Here is a 20,501-nt window from a genome sequence, read left to right as displayed (position 1 = left end):
CTCCTCTTATTTACGCTCGGCGTTTTCTGCCACGATGCCAGCACTCTGCTCTTCCAGAATGTGCAGGACCCGCTTGGCGCGACCGTTTACAACGGTGTGCATCAGAACAGTTGGGATGGCTACAATCAGGCCGAGAACTGTGGTAATCAATGCGGAGGAAATACCGCCCGCCATCGCTCTAGGCTCACCAGCACCAAAGATGGTGATTGCCTGGAAGGTGATGATCATACCGGTAACGGTACCCAGCAGACCCAGCAGCGGAGCCACCATGGCGATGATTTTCAGCAGGTTGAGGCCGGATTCGATCGCGGGGCGCTCTTTCAGTACGGCTTCTTCCATCTTCAGTTCAAGAGTCTCGCCATCTACACCCTTGTTCTCTTCCGCAACCGCCAATACACGGCCCAGAGGGTTGTTTGTGTTCGGAGTAGCAGAACGCAGCTGGGCATTTACTTTCGCACCAACGCCAGTCAATACGATTAAGCGGAAGATAGCCAACAACATAGCGAATATACCGACTGCCGAAATAATATATCCGACGATGCCACCCTGGTGCCAACGTTCCACAAGATCCGGGCTGTTGATCATGGCTTTCAGGTAAGAGCCACCGGTAGGACCAGTCGGGTCAACACCAAAAGCGCTAAAGCCGGAGGTCGAAGCCTGCAAGCTTTCCGCCATACCCTGGAACTTGGCATCCGGCTGGCGAATTAACTCAGCCATTTTGTAGGCGTTGTTCATTTCCAGGTATTTGCCGTTGGAAACCAGGTTGAAGTTACCAACACGGACAACTTCCTGCTCGGCTTTTTCACCGCTGGGCTTGATCACAGTTGCGTTGAATTTAACAACTTTGCCAGATTCAACGGTTTCACGCTGAATCTCAAACCACAGACGCTCGATCTCCTCGATGGTCGGCAGCTTGGTAGCAGTGCTCATTTTGGCCAGCAGGCCATCGATAAATTCAGTACGCCCAGGATATTGAGCCGACACCAGGGATGAGCCGATATTCGCACGCAAATCAGCGGCAGAAGAGGACATGTGACCAAACAGCTCTTTCAGGGAGCCCATACGCTCATCCAACTGCTGACGCTTCTGGTCTACGGCGACTTCCTGCTCCTGGTATTTCTTTTCCAGTTCAGCAGAGCGCTGTTCTTCAGCGGTACGGGTATCTTTGGCTTTTTTCAGCAGGGACTGCTGATTGGCCTTCTGACGGCGGAATTCATCCTCACGCTGCTTGTGCTCTTTGGACTCGGCAATCTTGGATTGCTTAACCTTACTCAGCAGGTCGTCGAGGGAAGTGGCTTTGTCTTGGGCGACAGCAGAGAAACTGATCAGGCCAGCCGCTGCTGCAACTAATACGCGCTTGGCGATAGAGGATTTCATTGCACTGCCTCCGGAGCCGAGATCGGCATGGTCATGATGTCGATAGTGGCCTGTTTCTTGGCGATCTTCAGGCCATTCATGAGGGCACGACGATATTCGCCAGCATCAATTTCAACCCAGGCTTTCTGGCCGTTATCGTAGGCGAGAGAGATCGTAGAGTCGGTAGTCTGAGCCAGCAGGGCAACACGGCCAATCTGCAGCACGTTGACTTCACGCTCCTGGCCGTTGACGTTCAGGGAATCGCCGTAAGTGTCAATCTTACGCGCGTATTCCGCTTCGAAGTTGTACAGCTCCAACACCTGGCGGAATTTCTCCGCTACAGTGATATCGGAACGGTCCATATTGTTCTTTACACCTTCAAGGTTGGCCATACGCTCGTCCAATTTGAACGGGGCATCCAGCTCAATAAACTGCTCCAGGCCTTCCAGCATGCGCAGAATTAGCGGCTGGATTTGACGTTCAATTACAGTGACGTTAGCAATGGACTCATCCAGCTCGTTGATCACTTCGAGCTGGTTGGCCAGCTGCTTTTCCAGCTGACGGTTGTATACGCGCAGACCATCGATTTCTTTATTGACCACCTTGAAGTCCTGCAGCAGGCTGCTGGTTTCTTCGGCAATCTTGTCGATGCGTTTTTGCGATGCCTGGGCCGCAGTGGTTTTCTGCTGGCCGACGGCGAGTACGTTATCGAGAGTATCCGCAGTGGCTACGCTGCCGTAGAGCGCGCCGGCAGACAGCGCAGTGGTCAGCGCCACAGCCATGAATCGCTTGGTTTTCATTAGACCCCCCAGTGGGTTCAATATTTCACAACATGGTCGCGATGAGTTAGCTGCCACAACGCGGTGTCCTTTTGTTTTAAAAACATTGGTTAGAAGACAGCTAAGAGCCGCACATTGTAAACAGCCGATTTGATTATTCAAATGCCGATTGCCAGCATCGGCCCGCATGGGTAGCAAGGTAACAACCAGGTAACAAAACCGAGTCACTTGCACACATTGGCGGCGGAGTTCCCTGTGTAGGCTGTCGCAGAATTTAACAGATTGATCAACTTTTAATCAAATTGTTTTTATTTAAATCTGTCGTACTGAACTAATGCGTAGTTGTACTCATTCTTGTCTGAGTCTGGGTAACACTCCCGCATCACTTCGACCCATGAGCCATCAATCTCGGGGAAAAAGGCGTCCCCTTCCACCTCAGTGTCCACCTCAGTAACGTAAAGGCGTGCCGCCAGGGGCAGTGCCTGACGGTAAATTTGCGCCCCTCCGATTACCATCAGCTCTTTGGCTCCCGTTTGCGCAGCGCGCTCACGGGCGAGATCCAGGGCCGCCTCCAGGGAATCCACCACCTCGACACCATCGGCTTGCCAGTCTTTGTTGCGGGTAATCACGATATTGGCTCGACCGGGCAGAGGCCGGCCAATGGATTCATAGGTCTTGCGCCCCATCACTACAGGCTTGCCCATGGTTGTGCGCTTGAAGAACTGCAAATCACCGGAAAGGCGCCAGGGTAGCCCATTGTCTTTGCCGATGGCACCATTGCGCGCCACCGCCGCAATCAGGGCAATAGAGATATCCATGGTAACGCCCCCTTAAACCGCAACCGGTGCCGGGATATGCGGATAGGCCTCATAGTCCTGCAGCTCAAAATCTTCAAATCGAAAGGCAAATAAATCTTTCACCGCCTGATTCAAATGCATCTTTGGCAGAGGCTTGGGCTCTCGCTGTAACTGGAGGTCGACCTGTTCCAAGTGGTTGGAATAGAGGTGCGCATCACCAAAGGTATGGATAAACTCACCGGCCTGCAAACCACACACTTGAGCCAACATCAGGGTTAGCAGGCTGTAGGAGGCGATATTGAAAGGCACGCCAAGGAAGATATCCGCGCTGCGCTGATACAACTGGCAGGACAACTTGCCATCCGCCACATAGAATTGAAACAGCGCGTGGCAGGGCGCGAGTGCCATGCGCCCTTCGCGGGCGTTATCTGCGGGTGAAACACTTTCATCGGGGAGATCCGCGGGATTCCAGGCACTGACCATCAGGCGGCGGGAATCCGGGCGGGTTTTCAACTGATGTACCAACTGCTCTACCTGGTCAATTTGGCGTCCATCCGGGGTGGGCCAGGAGCGCCACTGGTGGCCATAGACGGGCCCCAAATCACCATTCTCTGTAGCCCACTCATCCCAGATCCGCACCTTGTTTTCCTGCAGGTAGCGAATATTGGTATCCCCCTGCAAAAACCACAGCAGTTCATGAATGATCGAGCGCAAATGGCACTTTTTCGTAGTAATTAACGGAAAACCCTCCGCGAGATCAAAGCGCATTTGATAGCCAAAAACGCTCAGAGTACCAGTGCCTGTACGGTCACCTTTTTCTGTGCCATTTTTGCGCACATGGCGCATTAGATCGAGGTACTGCTTCATCTATTACTATGCTCCGCCATTAACTTGGGAACGCGTTTCTTTATTGCCATTTTTGCCGCCACGGCCCTCCGGCAGCGGCTGGGTACGGTAACTCCACACCAGTAGCACTATGCCGGCCACAATCATCGGTAGACTCAAAAGCTGTCCGCGGGTCATCCAACCGAACAGGTCAAAGCCGATATGGCCGTCTGGCTCCCGTACGAACTCCACCAGGAAGCGAAATATTCCGTATAGCAGGACAAACATGCCACCAACTGCAAGGCGCGGGCGCGGCTTACTTGAGAACCACCACAGCACAGCAAAGAGTACTAGCCCTTCGAGAAATGCCTGGTAAAGCTGTGAGGGGTGCCTTGCCAGCAAGTCCGGATCTTGGGGAAATACCATGCCCCAGGGGCCCTCAGTCGGCCGCCCCCAGAGCTCCTGCCCTATAAAGTTACCCATGCGCCCAAGACCCAATCCGATGGGCACCAACGGGGCGACAAAGTCAATTAGTGTAGGGAAGGTTGTGCCAATCTTACGGGCGTAAAGGGTAGTGGCGAGCATTACCCCCACCAATCCACCGTGAAAACTCATGCCGCCCTCCCATACTTTGAGCAGGGCCAAGGGGTTTTCTATCAATTCCGGCAGATTGTAAAAAAACATGTAGCCGATCCGCCCACCGACCACAACACCAATGGCGCAGTAGAGGATGAGGTCCTCAACCTCCGACTTAATCACCGGGGACCAGGGCTTGGTACTCCGCCGCAACGCTAACCACCAGGCGGCAATAAAACCGAACAGGTACATGAGCCCGTACCAGTGCACTTTTAACGGGCCTATAGCAATGGCCACCGGGTCGATTTCTGGATAAGTCAGCATGGGGCAATCGAGATTGTTGGCAAAACGCGTATTATGGGCGCAAAGCGCCTCACAGCGAAAGGGGTGCGCCCAACCCCATCGCCCGGAAACCGCTATGTGCCTACTGTTGTTTGCCTACCGCTGCCATCGGGAATACCCTCTGCTGCTAATCGCCAACCGGGATGAATTCTACACTCGCCCCACGGCTCCCGCTGCACCCTGGAAAGAGAGTGGCCTGGTAGCCGGACGCGATTTACAGGCCGGCGGCACTTGGGTTGGCATGCTCCGTGGGAGGGTCGCTGCAGTAACCAATATTCGCGAGCCCGGAACCGCCGAACCAGATCAGGCCTTAACCCGCGGGGAAATTCCATTGGATTTCCTAACTGGAAATAGCAGCCCCGAGCAGTTTGCCGAGAATCTACAGGGACCTCGCTACCGCGGTTTTAATGCGCTGCTCTTTGACCTGAGTGCCTCCCAACCGCTCGCCTGCGCCGGCAATCGCCATGCCCCCTTTTTATTTACTCCAGGTATTCACGGCATTTCCAATGGTGCGCCAGATGCCCCATGGCCCAAGGTCGAAAAAGGGAAGGCTCGACTCGAATGCATTGTACAGAGCATAAAAGGTCCGCTCTCCGAAGAAAACTTTGTAAAACCAGCACTGGAAGCGCTTCAGGACAGGCAGAGAGCCGCAGACACTGAGCTCCCCCATACCGGAATTGGCCTGCCCCTCGAACGTGCGCTGTCGCCAATATTTGTGCAGATAGACTCCAGAAAGGATTTTATGCCAGTCAATGTTGCAACAAGTGACACCGAAGGTGGATATGGCACTCGTGCCAGTACAATAATCGCTATTAACCGCAATGGGTTCAGCCATTTTTGGGAGCAGACATTTGAGCGGGGCAAGTTACAGGGACCACTGCGTCACTTTTCCCTCCCTTCGCTCTAAGGTAACAAAAAAACCTGAAAATTCTGGCGGTTATTAGGAATCTGCGGGGCTAATTAGTCGTATCTAATCGCACAAGCATCTCCTCCTTAGCCGAGCCATTTGCAGTATGAACACATGTACCTCGGGATTTTTCTGATAGTACGTCGCTTTTTTCCTTGGTGCCTAATCTTAAAAGAAGGAAACGCCAAGCAATTTCCACATTTATTGCCATACTTAGTTTCACAGGCTGGAATTGGTTGAGTTTTGCGCAAGCGCGGCGCCAATTGCGGTCTAAGTAAAGGAGGTCACGCGGGACGCATGACAAGTGCGAGATAACGCTGGACACCAAACAGTTTCTGGATGGGCTCGCCACAGGTTGGGAAGGTATGAACGATCTGGCGCCCGGCATTATCCACAAGACAACACCGGGCCCCTGCTGTATCGCTGAGGTACCATGTCTTATTTCAACCCAAATCACCGCAAACGCAAATCCATTTTGCCCCTGCTGACTCTTGGCACCCTCTGTGTCTCCATTCTTTATTATGCCTTTACCGCCAATCAGAAAACGGTTCCAGTGTTACCGGAAAACGCTGTAAGACCTCACCTGGTACATTGGCTGGAGGAAGACCCCGACGCCTGGCCAGCTCAGGACCCCATATTCAACCCCGCCGCTGTACGCCGAATTTACCAGCGCACAGACTACCGTCTTCTGTGGTTCGATAACTACAACCTGAGTGACAGTGCCAACGACCTGCTGAAACAACTAACTGCAGCCAGCTCAGGCAATCCCAGTAGCATGGTGGACTACCGCTATCACCTGGGCTATTTCGATCGCACCCTACGGGATACGCCCCAGCGCCTGCAGATGGCTGCGGTTCTGGATATCCTGCTCACCGATGCTTTTGTCTCTTATGCCCTTGATACCCAACTGGATCGAATCAGCCCCAAGAGCCGCCCGCGCCGCGGGATTACCCCGGTGTTTCACGATGACCAGGGCTTTCGTATGGTCGCCCTAGCCCAGCCGTCCAATCAGGCCTCGAGTGAACCTCGGGGACGCAAATACTTTCGCGGTTATGACCGGGCGCGGATTATCGGCAGCACGCCGCGCAGTCGCCACTATTCCCGGGATTACCATTCCGACAGCGATCACAATTACTCTGGCTCTTCCAATTCAGCTCGCAATTCCAACCGGTCACGGTTCAGCTCTTACCAAAATAACCCCGGCAGTAACTCTGGAGCCAGCGGTAGCCGGGTTTATTACAATCAGGGCCGCAATACCAGTAACCGCGACATAGGAACGATTACCCCATCAAAGAACAGCGAAGGCCCATTTTTAGCGGAGAATTCCCCCTATGGCAGTGATGCCTATGCCTTGAGGAGTGAGCTGGAGCGACTGCGCAAAATCTCGGCCAGCGGACGCTGGCGCCCTATTCCCCCAGGGCCCGCAATGACCATGGGGGCACGCCACCCCCATGTGAGCCGCCTACGCGATATGCTCTCCCTGTACGGTGACTATCATGGCCGCTACCGTTATGGCGGTGCCGATCCCAACAGGTTTGACCGCGGCCTGCACGAGGCGGTTTTACGTTTCCAAAAGCGCCATGGACTCAAGCCGGATGGTATTGTGGGCCGTGGCACACGCAAACGACTCAACCTCTCCCCTGCCGCGCGAGCGAAAATTGTGGAGATGAATATTCACCGCAGAGAAGAGCTACCAGCCAACCTTGGGGAGCGCTTTATCCAGGTGAACATCCCCGCCTACCGCCTCCAGTATGTGGAGAATAATCGGGTGAAGCTGGCCATGAATGTTGTTGTGGGCAAGAAAAAACATGCGACACCAGAAATTACCACGCGAGTTAGCAAGGTGGTATTCAACCCTACCTGGACAGTGCCTCGCAGTATCCTGGTGAATGAAATTCTGCCCAAGGCTCGCAAGAATCCCTCTGGAATGGAAAATATGGGGTACCGCGTGGTCAGCGGCAGTGGTGAACACCTGCCACTCACAGCCCAGAATCTCTCCGCAGCTGGAGCAGGATCGTACCTGATGCGTCAGATGGGCGGAGAGGAGAACGTGCTCGGCAGAGTAAAGTTTGAAATTCCCAACAAACATGACGTCTATCTCCACGATACCCGCGCGCGCACCCTCTTCTCCCTGACGGACCGGGACTACAGCCACGGCTGCATTCGCCTAGAGAAGCCGCGTCACCTCGCTGAAGCACTGCTGCGTCCTCAGGGAGATTGGGACCATTGGCGTATCGACAAACTTACGATCGGTGATCAAACCACCGAGGTAGATCTGAGACAATTGGTCAAGGTGTACATCACCTACTGGACCGCCTGGGTGGATGGACAGGGTAAGCTGAACTTCCGCCCGGATATCTACGGGAAAGACGGACTCACAGACAACCAATTCTGAGCCCTCTTGGGCGACCTATTGGTCGCCCTTAGCTTCCCCTGAGTCCCCTCTGTATACTTTTTAAGAAGTGAGTCTCCCCCTCCCATTCCCCAAAATTATTAAGGGCCGCTCAGTCACAAGTTACCAATGTTGAGCAGAGCGATCAGTTTTCCTGATTCTATTTTGCTTACAGGGGTGACTTATGGGTGCTGGCAATTTTCATCCGCACACGCACATTTCCCACGAAGCCAAATGGCAAAGCGGTGTCATGATTGCAGTGTTGGTCGCAGCACTTGGCCTCGGGGTGTCCTCAGTCACAGCTGCACCGCATGCCCCTGGGGATAGTGACTCAGATAAAAATATATCTGGCACTGACCCTTTCTCCCCCTATGGCCGGCAATACGTGTTGCTCAAAGAGGAGCTGGCGCGCTATCGTGCCCTGGCCGAGGGGGACCAATGGAAGCCCCTCCCCTCTGGCCAGCCCATAACGCCGGGAAGCCGCAGTGCACGAGTCTCGCACTTACGCAGCCTGCTCATGTTGTATGGGGATTACCGTCCAAGCGACTTTGTAGGCGCCGATCAGAAAAGTGCACTGGATGCCGACACCTATGACAAATCTCTACAGCAGGCTGTGCGCCGTTTTCAGCGGCGTCACGGGCTAAAAGACGATGGACTGGTGGACGAACGCACCCGCAGCCGGCTCAATGCCAACCCAGCAAAACTCGCTCGCATCCTCAGCGCCAACCTCAAGCGTTGGGAGCAGCTTCCCAAAGATCTGGGGCCGCGATATATCATCGTCAATATTCCAGAGTTCAACCTGCGCTTAATTGAGGGCGACCGCGAGCAATTTCGTATGAAAGTGGTAGTGGGCAAGCCAAAACACAAAACGCCGCAACTGGCCACACGTATGACAAGGCTGGAATTCAATCCGGTGTGGCGGGTGCCACCAAGTATCGCTTTATATGAACTGCTGCCCAAAGGTAGCTCCGCATTGAGCGCCAAAGGCTACCGACTGGTAAACCACCGCGGCAGGGCTGTGCCTTTCACCCGCGGCAATGTCGCTGGAGTACGCCGTGGCAAGGTGACCCTGCAGCAGAAAGGTGGGCCAGGCAATGCACTGGGGCGGGTCAAGTTTGTGATTCCCAATCGCCATGCGATCTTCCTGCACGATACTAATAGCAAACACTTGTTCAAAAAGTCCCAGCGCGCTTTCAGCCACGGATGTATTCGTCTGGAAAAACCACTGAAATTTGCCCGGATGATGCTGGAGCAGCAAAACCGCTGGAATACTGCACGTATCGACCGGGCACTGATGAGCGGCCGCACCCACGGCGTAGAGCTTAAGAACCCATTACCGGTTTATATTGCCTACTGGACCGCGTGGGTGGATGAGCACGGACAGTTACAGTTCCGCCCAGACATTTACCAGCGTGACACCCCCAAGGCGGGGTTAAACCGTGGTTAGCGACCGATGCCATCACGAAAATGCATTATGGCCCGATATCCCCGCCATTTGGGGCTCGCGGCTCTGTTGAGCCTGGCCATTGCCTCTGCAACGCCGATACAGAGTGCCCAGGCCATCAGGGAGTCCACAGCATTGAGTCCGGCCAATGTCAGCGAGCAACTGCGTGTCGAAGCAAGTCGATATCGAGAGATAGCTAAGCGCTGGCGCCCCATCGCCCAGGGAGGGCCGCTACAGGCCGGGGATAGAAATGAGCGAGTACTGCAACTACGCAAATTACTGGAGCTTTATGGAGACTATCGCGGACAGCCAGGCCCTATGCCTTACCCGCAGAAAGATGCCCTGCGCTTCGATAGCGCTCTGCAATCCGCACTCGAAAGCTTCCAGCGCCGCCATGGCCTGACACCAACAGGCGTTGCCGATGATAAAACCCTCGCTGCCCTGGCGATTTCCCCAGTGGAAAGAGCCAAGCAGATGACCATGAATGCAGACCGATGGTCCAGATTAACCCTGCCCAAGGACAGCCGCTACGTTCTGGTCAATATACCCGATTACCGTTTGCAGCTAGTGGAGGAAGGGCAGGTCAAACTGGAGATGAAAACCGTAGTGGGCAAATACAGCAGCCGCACCCCGAATATGCGCAGCCGCATCACCAGCGTGGTGTTTAACCCCACTTGGACAGTACCCCGCAGTATTCTAATCACCGAACTCTTGCCCAAAGCCCGCCACAACCCCGCCGCCATGCACCGCCGTGGTTATCGAGTAGTCCAGTACCGCAGTGGAAACACCTCTCCCATTACCGATGAAAGCCTTGCCCGCGCCGCCGGCGGTCACGCCACCCTGCGCCAGGTCAGTGGACAGGGCAACACTCTGGGCAAGGTGAAATTCGTGATCCCCAATAAACAGGCCATTTTCCTGCACGATACCCAGGCACAGAGCCTATTCTCAGAACAGCAACGCGCTTTCAGTCACGGGTGTGTGCGACTGCAACAACCGGAAGAGTTGGCCTACTCACTGCTCAAACCTCAGGGCTGGGACAGAACCCGTGTAGCTCAGGCCACAACAGGCAACCAGCCTGTCAACGTCCCCATCAAACCCGCCCCACGACTCTATCTTGTGTATATGACAGCTTGGATAGATGCTGACGGCCGTCCGCAATTCCGTCGCGACATCTATCATCGCGACAGCAAAGAGCTACCCGTAGATCTACCTCTCCTGACGCCACGATAGATACCCGCCAAAACCTGACAGTCGCAGAAAAATGATTTTTTATGCCAACCGCGAAAATGACAACGCTGTCTCCCACCTTTGGTTGACTGGGCTGATATCTGGGGTCTCTACGACATTAGTCATTAGTGTGTAAGCAAAAATTTACCAACCAGAGCCTTCAAATATTTTTAAATTAACAGGTCAATATTTGTAACGACTGGTTATTTTTTGTACATTTTCCGCCGTACCCGGATGCGCCACTCCACTAGAGGTGCGCCGAAGAGACTTCACGACGAGGCGGAATTATGAAGAATCCATCCAGACGTCGATTCCTGGCAGTGACCTGCGCAACTGCGGCGGCGGTCAGCGCCGGACCGACTTTCGCTAAAGTAGGCAGCTCCCGCACCCTGAAAATGCGCAACTTGCACACCGGGGAGAAGCTGGAGGCCGCCTACTGGACAAACGGCGATTACAGTAGCGGTGGCCTGAAGCAGTTCAACAAGCTGTTGCGTGACCATCGAGCCAACGAAGTGACGCGAATGGACCCGAAACTGTTTGATATCGTTTACAAACTGAAGGAAAAGTTCAACTATAAAGGTACCATCGAGATTATCTCCGGGTACCGTTCGGCTAAGACCAACGCCAAGTTACGCGCTGCAGGCCGCGGAGTTGCCAAGCGTAGTTATCACACTCGCGGTATGGCCATGGATATCCGTATGCCTGGTGTACCCCTGTCAAAATTGCGACGGGCAGCGCTGGACTTAAAGGCCGGTGGAGTTGGTTACTACCCGAAGAGCAACTTCGTACATGTAGATACCGGCCCGGTACGCCGCTGGTAATACTGTAGAAGCCCCTTTGAATGCAAATCCCGGCCCCGGCCGGGATTTTGCGTTTCTCAGCCTTCAGTGACCGGCAGGGACACCGGCATCACATCCTTTTCAGATATCGGAACCTGGGTTGTTCCCGCCATCAGGCCCGCCATCTGTTCCAGCAACTTGCGAGCCTGCGCTAGCCGCCCCAATTCGGCCAGTTCAAACGGGTCCTCCATCTTCAGCAGCAGCGCCTCAAATTCAGAAAATGTCTGTTCCAGCGCATTCACTTGATGCCGATCCAGCAGTACCTCTGCCATTCCACCACCGCCAGTGGGTATCCAGTTGGACTGTAGTGTCGCCATAATCGCCAGTAGTGCCTGCTTGGAATCCGCAGCACGACCACTTTCCACATCGCTTTCAGAACCCTCGGGAAGGCGTGGCAATACCTGCTCGTCAATCACCTGGGTATGGGCAGCACGGATTTGTTGCAATCGCGCCACCGGTCCCAAGGCAAGATACTCTCGGGAGAGGTTGTTGGCGGCAGTGGGCCAGCGACGTGCCAACCCCGCCATATCCTCTTCGATACCCTTGGCTATCAGGCGAGTCAGCTCTCGCCGGCGGTTGACTGCCAACGCCTCCGGTTTCTCCCCATTACTGTCGGCGACAAAATCCTCCGCAGTCCGCTCGCTGGTGGGCCCCCAGAGCATGACTTCCAGGGCGTGAAAACCCGTACTTGCCTCTTCATGTGCAGTGAGCCTATGTTGCCTGCGCAAATTGGCTAGAGTCAGCTCGATCGCCGTATCATTGACGATACCACTGTCCGAATAACCCGGCACCGTATCCAGATAACCGGCCTGAGCGGGCCAGCTATCCAGCGCCAGTAACAGCTTGCGCCCCTGGCTGCGTAAATCCACAGGAGAGAAGGCCAGCTGAATATAAGGGAGGGTTGCCGCGAACTCCCGGTGGGCATCCAACCAGGCGAGCCTGGCCTCTTCCAGCTGGTCTTCGCCGGGTTGTGCCAACAGAGCCCCTACTGCTCGTTGTAAGGTCTCCACGGATGCATGGGCGTGAAGAACCTGAGCCTGCCCAGCCTCCCAGATCGCTAGGGAAAGGTCCGAAGCGGCCTTTTTACTGACCTGTTGCGGAGCCACATTCTGTATTGCCTTGTGCGGCACCGGCTTTTTTTCACAACCTACCAACACTGCCAAGCCACCTAGCAGTAACGCTACAAGCAGATGCCGAATGCTATGTTCGTTCACTCAATTCCTCATTCGCAGTATTCAAAAGGCCGCAACTCCAATTCAGCGACTCTCACGTAGGCTGATTACCGGCCAGCCGCGTGCTTCTGCCTCCGCGCGCAAGCGAGTATCGGGGTCCACAGCCACAGGGTGTTCGACTTCAGTGAGTAGGGGCAGGTCGTTAATAGAGTCACTGTAAAACCACTTCTCCCTGCTCTCAAATTCAGGGTTATGTGCCAGCCATTGGCGCAGACGCAACACCTTGCCAGCCTGATAGCAGGGCTCACCGACTACACGACCGGTGAATTGGCCCTGCAGTTCTTCCGGCTCGGTGGCCAGCAGTGTATCCACGCCCAAGCGCGTGGCAATTGGCTCCACTACGAAGCGGTTAGTGGCGGTAATAACCATGATGTGGTGGCCCTTGCGGCGGTGTTCGCCGATCAATTCCTGTGCCGCTGGCAGCCATAACTCACTGATCACTTCCTGCATAAATTCGTTTTGCAGGTTCTCCAGCTGGCCACGGGATATTTGCGACAGCGGCTCCAGAGCAAACTCCAAGTAGGCAAAAATATCCAACTCCCCCCGCTGATAATCCTGATAAAAGCGGTCGTTGGTTGAGCGATAATGCTCGCTATCCACATGCTCCCGATCCACCAGGAACTCGCCCCAAGCATGGTCGCTGTCCCCTCCGATCAGTGTGTTATCGAGATCAAAAATTGCCAGGTGCACCGCCGACTCTCCCGTAAACTATAGATTCCTAAAGGATATTTCACCGCCAAGGTTTCGCTAGTGTACTCACAGCGGCAGGCAATTTTACCCCGCGCTCAGTTACATCACACGGACTGCGTCACTGAATTGCTGTAAATCCACCTCTGTGGAACAATGCGAGACAAGTAAGTGCAGCGCACGGCCGCACACAACAATATTGAGGACGGTATTTTGGGCGACGGCAAGCCGGCACAAGCCGGGCGAAGAAACCGCCGTAGGCCCGCCAAGCAGTCAAATCGCACAGACAACCCTGCAGCCAATAACCGCAATCGGGGCCAGGGTAGCGAGAACAGCAGCAATATAGACTCTGAGGGCTTTCGCCCCAATGTCGGTATCATTGTGCTGAACGCCCGCGGTCAGGCACTGTGGGCTAGGCGGGTAGGTGGTAAAGATGCCTGGCAGTTTCCCCAAGGGGGTATAAACCCAGGCGAAACCCCAGAACAGGCGCTATATAGAGAACTGTACGAAGAAATAGGCCTCACTCGCGATCAAGTCAGCATGATTGCCTGCACCCGCGGCTGGTTGCGATACCGCCTTCCCCAGCGGCTGATTCGCCGGCGATCCGAACCGCTGTGTATCGGGCAAAAGCAAAAGTGGTTTTTACTCAAGTTGGAGGCACGAGAAAGCTCCATCAGTTTTGAGAATGGCTACAAACCCGAATTCGATCATTGGCGCTGGGTAAGCTACTGGCATCCGCTCAGCAAGGTGGTCACCTTCAAGCGCGAAGTATACCGGCGCGCTCTAACCGAGCTGGCACCACAACAAATACAGCTGGAGAGACGCTGGCTACGCGATATAGGCGAATAGCCCCCCCCCTCTCGCCCCCAGTATCCCCAGCACCACTAGGCCCCATAGAGCCACAGGGCCTGTGAATTTCTCCGTTGATTGGCGAGGACAAGCTATTGCTCGAATTGCTGCGCAGTATCGTTCAGGAAGTTAATACCGCCAGGGATCTCCCCGCGGTGCTAGAAATTATTGTGCGGCGTGTGCGCGAAGTGATGCAGACGCGGGTTTGCTCTGTGTACCTACGCGATAAGCAGTCCGGCAACTATGTCCTGATGGCCACCGATGGCCTATTACCCAGCGCAGTGGGCCAGGTACACCTAGCTCCGGGCGAGGGATTGGTGGGCAATGTGGTAACCCGCGAAGAGCCCATCAATCTGGAAAGAGCCGAGGCCCACCCCTCATTTCAGTATTTCCCCTCTACAGGAGAGGAACGCTTCAGTGCTTTTCTCGGCACCCCTATTATCCATCACCGCGTAGTACTCGGTGTTTTGGTCGTCCAGCAGGAGGAGCAACGCCGTTTCGACGAGGGCGAAGAGGCATTCCTGGTCACACTGTCTGCACAACTCGCAGGGGTGATTGCCCACGCAGAGGCCACCGGCATGCTGGCCACCATCCGTAAGCAGCGCCAGGAAACCCACTTCTCCGGTATTGCCGCCTCCCCGGGCGTTGCTATAGGTCGCGCACATATTGTCACTCCCCAGGCCAACCTGGCCACAGTGCCCTATTCCCTGTGTCTCGATATTGACGAAGAACTGGCTTTGTTCCGGCAGGCCTTAAACTCCGCCAGGGAGGAAATTCGCGAAGTAGGGGAAAAGCTTAAAGGGAACCTCAATCGCGAGGAGCGCGCGTTATTCGATGCCTATATCAGTATGCTCGACGACAACTCCCTGGCCGTCGAGGTGTGTGATCGCATTCAGCAACAGCTGAGCGCACCCAGAGCCTGGGCCGAAGTTATGCTCGAGCATGTGCGACGTTTCGAGGCCATGTCCGACTCCTACTTTCGCGACAGAGCTGCCGATGTACGCGACCTGGGTTCCAGGGTCCTCGCACACCTGCACCAGCGCCAGCAGAGCGAACGCGACTACCCAGAGAATACCATTCTTGTGGGAGAGGAATTGACCGCCGCGGTCCTCGCCGAGGTCCCGCGTGAAAAGTTGATCGGGGTCGCTTCCGTCAAGGGTTCCTCAAACAGCCATGTGGCCATTATTGCCCGAGCTATGGGACTACCAGCCATTATGGGAGTACAGGATCTTCCCTACGAAACCATCGACGGTGTCGATATGGTGGTGGATGGCTATCGCGGTGACTTGCACATCCACCCCGGCGCCGAACTCAAACGTCGCTACGACGATATTGTGGAGGAGGAACACCAGCTTGCCCGCAGCCTGGACCATATGGCCAGTCTGCCCGCAGAAACCGCCGATGGCCACCGGGTCTGCCTGCTAGTCAATACCGGGCTGATGGCCGATGTGGTGCGCTCACTGGAGCGCGGCGCTGAAGGAGTGGGCCTGTTTCGCACCGAAGTACCCTTCCTCCTACGCGACCGCTTTCCCTCCGAAGAAGAGCAGCGCGAAATCTACCGGGAGCAGCTGGAGGCCTTCGCGCCTATGCCGGTCACCATGCGTACCCTGGATGTGGGCGGCGACAAGGCTCTGACCTACTTTCCTATCGAAGAGACCAACCCCTTCCTCGGCTGGCGCGGTATCCGCGTCACTCTGGACCACCCGGAGATATTCCTGGCGCAGGTACGCGCCATGATGAAAGCCAGCTTTGGACTCAATAACCTGCGTATCATGTTACCCATGATCAGCGGACTCAACGAGCTTGAGACTGCGCGTAATTTAATCGAACGCGCCTATAGAGAGCTATTGGAAGAAGGCTACGAAATTGAAATGCCCCCACTTGGGGTCATGCTGGAAGTGCCCTCGGCGATCTACCAGATCCGTGAGCTGGCCGAGCGTGCCGATTTCATTTCAGTGGGTAGTAACGACCTGACGCAATACCTGCTGGCTGTCGACCGCAATAACAGCCGCGTCGCCAATATCTATCACGCCCTGCACCCGGCAGTCCTTCGGGCACTGCAAGAGATTGCCACCACCGTCCACGCCGAGGGCACCGAGGTGGGTATCTGTGGAGAGCTTGCCGGTGAGCCGGGCGGCGCCCTGTTATTGGTGGCCATGGGCTACGACAGGCTGTCGATGAACGCAACCAATCTGCCGCGAGTAAAAGCTACGCTACGTGCGGTGCGACAAGCAGATACTGAGCTGCTTCTGCAGCAGGTATTGAAAATGGACTGCGCTAAAGAAATCGAGCAAACCGTGAGCGCATTTTTGCAAAGGATCGGCCTGAAAAATATTCTGCAGCCACCCGGTACCCAATAAGTACGCCCCAAACTAAAAACCGCTGCACTTGGCAGCGGTTTTTCATGCTCAGAAGAACGAGGGTTTATTCCTCGGCTTCTGCACGGTATGCATCAGCGTCCAGCATATTGTCCAGCTCGCTTACATCACTGGGCTTGATACGGAAGAACCAGCCATCGTCATAGGGAGACGAATTGACTGTTTCCGGTGAATCTTCCAGCGCCTCATTTATCGCAATAACCTCACCGGAAACCGGGGAATAGATATCGCTGGCAGCTTTTACAGACTCAACCACACCAGCTTCATCACCGGCGGCCAGGGTGCTGCCCACTTCCGGGGTTTCAACGTAAACCACATCCCCCAGGGCATCCTGGGCGTGGTCGCTGATGCCGATAGTTACGGTACCGTCCTCTTCCAGGCGCGCCCACTCGTGGCTGGAGAGGTATTTCAGTTCATTGCGGATTTCGCTCATGCTGTTATCCCTTGAATAAGCATCTGAATTTATTGTCTTGCCAATGCGTACACCTGCGGGCGACGCTTAAATAATTGATTTACCATTGCGCACAAAACAGGGCTTAACTACCGTAACCGGCTGCAGTTTTTTGCGGATTTCTACCTCCGCGGTATCACCAACGCTGACCGGTACCCGCGCCAGCGCAATGGAGTAACCTAGAGTTGGCGAGAAGGTTCCGCTGGTTATGATACCGCGCTCTTCAGCACCGTCTACCAACACCTGCTGGCCTGCACGCAGCACGCCACGCTCTTCCAGAACCAGGCCAACCAGCTTGTGCTTAACGCCTTGGGCCTTTTCATCCTCCAGGGCTGCACGACCGATAAAGTTGCGGCCTTCTGGCGCCCACGCGATGGTCCAGGCCATATTGGCCACTAGGGGGGAGGTCTCTTCGTCCATTTCGTGTCCGTAGAGATTCATGCCTGCCTCCAGACGCAGGGTATCGCGAGCACCCAAGCCACAGGGGAGCACACCAGCGTCCGCCAGGGCACGCCAAAAGCCACTGGCATCTTCGCCCGGCAACATGATTTCCAGGCCGTCTTCACCGGTATAGCCGGTGCGCGCCACAAACCAATCACCGCGGGCTACACTCTCGAACACTTTCAACGCGTCGAGTGCCGCCGTCCAGTCGATGCCCAGGACCTCTTTGGTCTTAGCGATGGCGTTCGGGCCCTGAATAGCGATCATCGCCAACTGTGGGCGCTCGGTGAGTGTCACCTCGAAAGACTCTGCCTGCTTATTCATCCAGGCCAGGTCTTTCTCGCGGGTTGCGCAATTCACTACCACACGGTAGCCAGGATCGCGCAAATAGACGATCAGGTCGTCGATCACCCCACCCTGTTCGTTGAGCATACCGGTATACAAGGCCTTGCCAGAGTTGCCATCCAACTTGGCCACATCGTTAGCCAGAAGATAGCGTAGGTAATCGCGGGCTCCAGAGCCATCAATATCCACTACAGTCATGTGGGAGACATCGAACATCCCAGCGTCGGTACGCACCTTATTGTGCTCATCCAATTGAGACCCATAGTGCAGTGGCATGTCCCATCCACCGAAATCCACGATTTTGCCGCCCATAGCGACGTGCGTGTCATACAGAGGCGTTCTGTTTCCCATCTTTAATTCTCAGTCCGTCAGGTTCCGAAGCGGCGTATTCTAGCGGCTTGAGTACGGGCCTTGCCAGCAGGCCATACACTGCGACATATATGCTCAGCAAGCCTAGCTGCCACCGGGACTATAACCTGCGCAGATTGCCGGTGGCCGTCAAAGATTCCGCAGGGGCCACCGGTAACAGAAAGTGCGGGTTGGTGTGGGGGGAATCAGTCGTCCGGTCTCTCGCGGCCCTCGCTGGCCTCTGCTGTATTTTGCTCCGCCTGGGCCGATTCATCCACTTTAAGCCCGTACTTCTTAGAGCGCCAGCGCCACAGGCGCTTGGCCAGTTCCTGGCGGTCCGGAGTTTTATCGGCCTCGTCAACGATCTCCTCTCCAAGCAGGGTCTCGAGAAGATCCTCCAAGGTAATCAATCCCTCAAGGCTACCGTACTCATCCAGCACCGCGCTGATCTGCATCCGTCGCGACAACATTTTCTGGAAAGCCTGATAAATAGTGGCGGTTTCCGGCAGCATCAACATTTCCCGACGGAACTCCTCCAGTTTTCGCCCGCGCTCTCCCTTGGCGTAGGCGAGCAGCAGTTCCTGCTTGAGCACAAAGCCCACAACGCAGTCAGGATCACGGTTTTCATACACTGGGATGCGGGAGAAGCGGCCCTTTTCCACTTCGTCGTAGGCCTCGGCCACTGTCGCATCCTGTGGCAGGGAGAAAACCACGGTGCGTGGAGTCATCACCTCACGCACTGAGTGATCCCGCAGGGTAAAAAACAGGTTGCGTAAAATATTCGATTCGCGCTGCTCCAGCTGCCCTTCGGCCTCACCAATTTCGGCCATAATCGCAAACTCGTCTCGACTGAAGCCAGTCAGGGTTGGCCCATGGGAAAGGCCTCGGGTCAGCCACTCGGACATTTTTACAAATGGGTAAAGCAGCCAAACCAGGCCACGCAGGGCATAGGCGGTAAATGGGGCCAACTGGCGCCAATAAATCGCACCTAGGGTTTTCGGTATGATCTCTGAGAAAACCAGGATCAAAAGGGTCAGAATCGCCGAAGCGATCCCCAGGTATTGGTTGCCAAAAACAGCCGCTGCCTGAGCACCAGCACCGGCCGCACCGGCAGTATGGGCGATGGTGTTCAAGGTAAGGATTGCCGCCAGGGGGGCATTGATATCCCCTTTAAGCTTGCGCAGTAACGGGCCAGCCTTGTGGCCTTCCCGCTCCAGCAACCGCACGTATGGTGTAGTTACACTGAGAATGACCGACTCGGCAATCGAACAAAGAAAAGAAAAGCCGAGGGCGATAAAAACGTAGGTAATTAAGAGAAACATATATCCCTGATTACAACAAAATTGGAGTTGAATTCTTGCGCACTGCCGGCAACACAACAAGCCTGGAGAGCGGTATAATCCCAACAAAATTCGCAAAAAGCTGATCCACATGCCCCTCTATGCAAATTGCAAGGAGGGAAATTTACCAACAAAGCTCACCGTTTACCGATCTTCCCATGGCGATCATCAGGTTAAAATGCTACTGAAATCCCGGACCGGTAGAGGCACTCATAACAAGATACCAGTCTCCCCCAGACGCGTGGAGTCCTTGTTTTTGCGCTTTCAGTACTACTTAGCTATCTCCATCTAGCCTTGCGAAGCGCTCCACCCATTCGCGCACTTGGCCGTACCAATACAGTGAGTTATTCGGCTTTAATATCCAATGCTTCTCATCTGGATAGTAGATTAAGCGTGACTCGATGCCGCAAGCTTGCAGTGTGCGGCACAACTCAAACGGTTGACCAACCGGTGTTCTCGAGTCATTTTGTTCATGGATAATCAGAATCGGCATATCGAATTGAACCATGCACGGACCAGTTTGCTGCCACCTGAGAGTGTAGTGGCCAGCCTACTTGCCGACAGTCCTTTCGCTTCCGAGCCAACCAAAAACGTCGGAGCACCGTCCCCCCTCGTCGTAGATACACTTTTCAGGTACAGCTACGGCAGCGCCGCTTTCACTGATCAGGGCATACGTACATACGGGGGCACCAATGTGGAGCCGAAGGTTACCAGGTGGGTCGTCTTTACTCTTTACTGCATACTTTGGGCACCTCCATAATACGGTAACCGAACCGATACCAGTCTGGCTGTTAAGCTCAAACAGATGACATTGCATACAACAGCTGCGCAACCATCGCTTAAACATCACTCACTGAATGCTTCCATGAAAGAAGCTAGTCAGCTTATAGGGCTTATTAAAGCAACTATCGTGCAACTTGACGGTGTAGCTCAGTCAATGGATCGC

General features: G+C 54.9%; 18 protein-coding genes. 7 read left to right on the top strand and 11 right to left on the bottom strand.

Translation table 11 applies throughout. The features are described from left to right. Positions 1-6 precede the first annotated feature (6 nt). From ACCI49_RS03020 to lgt, 5 genes are all read right to left on the bottom strand, one after another. Entirely contained in the window at positions 7-1,377 is a 1,371-nt protein-coding gene (locus ACCI49_RS03020) for a MotA/TolQ/ExbB proton channel family protein (protein ID WP_371837496.1), read from the bottom strand. Continuing rightward, entirely contained in the window at positions 1,374-2,156 is a 783-nt protein-coding gene (locus ACCI49_RS03015; protein WP_371837495.1) for a DUF3450 domain-containing protein, read from the bottom strand. The genes ACCI49_RS03020 and ACCI49_RS03015 overlap by 4 nt, the downstream gene beginning before the upstream one ends. Positions 2,157-2,443: 287 nt before the next feature. Further along, complete coding sequence (locus ACCI49_RS03010) at positions 2,444-2,953, bottom strand: dihydrofolate reductase (RefSeq protein WP_371837494.1); 510 nt, start codon at positions 2,951-2,953, stop codon at positions 2,444-2,446. Positions 2,954-2,965: 12 nt separating this feature from the next. Beyond that, positions 2,966-3,799 (bottom strand): thymidylate synthase, encoded by an 834-nt coding sequence (locus tag ACCI49_RS03005; protein WP_371837493.1) that lies wholly within the window; start codon positions 3,797-3,799, stop codon positions 2,966-2,968. A gap of 6 nt (positions 3,800-3,805) precedes the next feature. Further along, a complete protein-coding gene (gene lgt / locus ACCI49_RS03000) occupies positions 3,806-4,657 on the bottom strand; it encodes a prolipoprotein diacylglyceryl transferase (RefSeq protein WP_371837492.1) in 852 nt (283 codons plus the stop codon). On the opposite strand from lgt, the gene ACCI49_RS02995 reads away from it, so the two are divergent. From ACCI49_RS02995 to mepK, 5 genes are all read left to right on the top strand, one after another. Next, complete coding sequence (locus tag ACCI49_RS02995) at positions 4,656-5,582, top strand: NRDE family protein (protein WP_371837491.1); 927 nt, start codon at positions 4,656-4,658, stop codon at positions 5,580-5,582. The genes lgt and ACCI49_RS02995 overlap by 2 nt on opposite strands. 433 nt (positions 5,583-6,015) lie before the next feature. Beyond that, a complete protein-coding gene (locus ACCI49_RS02990; RefSeq protein WP_371837490.1) occupies positions 6,016-7,977 on the top strand; it encodes a L,D-transpeptidase family protein in 1,962 nt (653 codons plus the stop codon). Between the two features lie 181 nt (positions 7,978-8,158). Next, entirely contained in the window at positions 8,159-9,421 is a 1,263-nt protein-coding gene (locus ACCI49_RS02985; protein ID WP_371837489.1) for a L,D-transpeptidase family protein, read from the top strand. Between the two features lie 27 nt (positions 9,422-9,448). Beyond that, entirely contained in the window at positions 9,449-10,648 is a 1,200-nt protein-coding gene (locus ACCI49_RS02980) for a L,D-transpeptidase family protein (protein WP_371837488.1), read from the top strand. Between the two features lie 284 nt (positions 10,649-10,932). After that, complete coding sequence (gene mepK / locus ACCI49_RS02975; RefSeq protein ID WP_371837487.1) at positions 10,933-11,466, top strand: peptidoglycan L,D-endopeptidase MepK; 534 nt, start codon at positions 10,933-10,935, stop codon at positions 11,464-11,466. Between the two features lie 56 nt (positions 11,467-11,522). On the opposite strand, the gene ACCI49_RS02970 is transcribed toward mepK, so the two are convergent. After that, positions 11,523-12,698: an imelysin family protein gene (locus ACCI49_RS02970; protein WP_371837486.1), complete on the bottom strand. Its 1,176-nt coding sequence runs from the start codon at positions 12,696-12,698 to the stop codon at positions 11,523-11,525. Between the two features lie 42 nt (positions 12,699-12,740). Beyond that, a complete protein-coding gene (locus ACCI49_RS02965) occupies positions 12,741-13,406 on the bottom strand; it encodes a histidinol-phosphatase (RefSeq protein WP_371837485.1) in 666 nt (221 codons plus the stop codon). Positions 13,407-13,745: 339 nt separating this feature from the next. Here ACCI49_RS02965 and ACCI49_RS02960 point away from each other — a divergent pair, with 339 nt between their 5' ends. Together ACCI49_RS02960 and ptsP are read left to right on the top strand one after the other, a co-directional pair. Then, entirely contained in the window at positions 13,746-14,252 is a 507-nt protein-coding gene (locus ACCI49_RS02960; protein WP_371837513.1) for an RNA pyrophosphohydrolase, read from the top strand. Positions 14,253-14,347: 95 nt separating this feature from the next. Next, on the top strand, positions 14,348-16,612 hold the full coding sequence (gene ptsP, locus ACCI49_RS02955; RefSeq protein WP_371837484.1) for a phosphoenolpyruvate--protein phosphotransferase: 2,265 nt from the start codon (positions 14,348-14,350) through the stop codon (positions 16,610-16,612). A gap of 64 nt (positions 16,613-16,676) precedes the next feature. On the opposite strand, the gene gcvH is transcribed toward ptsP, so the two are convergent. The 4 genes from gcvH to ACCI49_RS02935 form a co-directional block, all read right to left on the bottom strand. Beyond that, complete coding sequence (gcvH, locus tag ACCI49_RS02950) at positions 16,677-17,063, bottom strand: glycine cleavage system protein GcvH (protein ID WP_371837483.1); 387 nt, start codon at positions 17,061-17,063, stop codon at positions 16,677-16,679. A 66-nt stretch (positions 17,064-17,129) separates the two neighbouring features. Continuing rightward, positions 17,130-18,218 (bottom strand): glycine cleavage system aminomethyltransferase GcvT, encoded by a 1,089-nt coding sequence (gene gcvT, locus ACCI49_RS02945; protein ID WP_371837482.1) that lies wholly within the window; start codon positions 18,216-18,218, stop codon positions 17,130-17,132. A 203-nt stretch (positions 18,219-18,421) separates the two neighbouring features. Then, entirely contained in the window at positions 18,422-19,537 is a 1,116-nt protein-coding gene (locus ACCI49_RS02940) for a CNNM domain-containing protein (protein WP_371837481.1), read from the bottom strand. Positions 19,538-19,829: 292 nt separating this feature from the next. Beyond that, the gene (locus ACCI49_RS02935; protein ID WP_371837480.1) at positions 19,830-20,063 is read right to left on the bottom strand and encodes a prolyl oligopeptidase family serine peptidase; all 234 of its coding nucleotides are present in this window, start codon (positions 20,061-20,063) and stop codon (positions 19,830-19,832) included. Between the last annotated feature and the right edge of the window lie 438 nt (positions 20,064-20,501).

Origin of the sequence: Microbulbifer epialgicus (assembly GCF_041447265.1) — a bacterium.
Classification (GTDB): Bacteria; Pseudomonadota; Gammaproteobacteria; order Pseudomonadales; family Cellvibrionaceae; genus Microbulbifer; species Microbulbifer epialgicus.
Note: the sequence above shows the minus strand (reverse complement) of the source record. Positions and strands in the feature narration are given on the sequence as shown.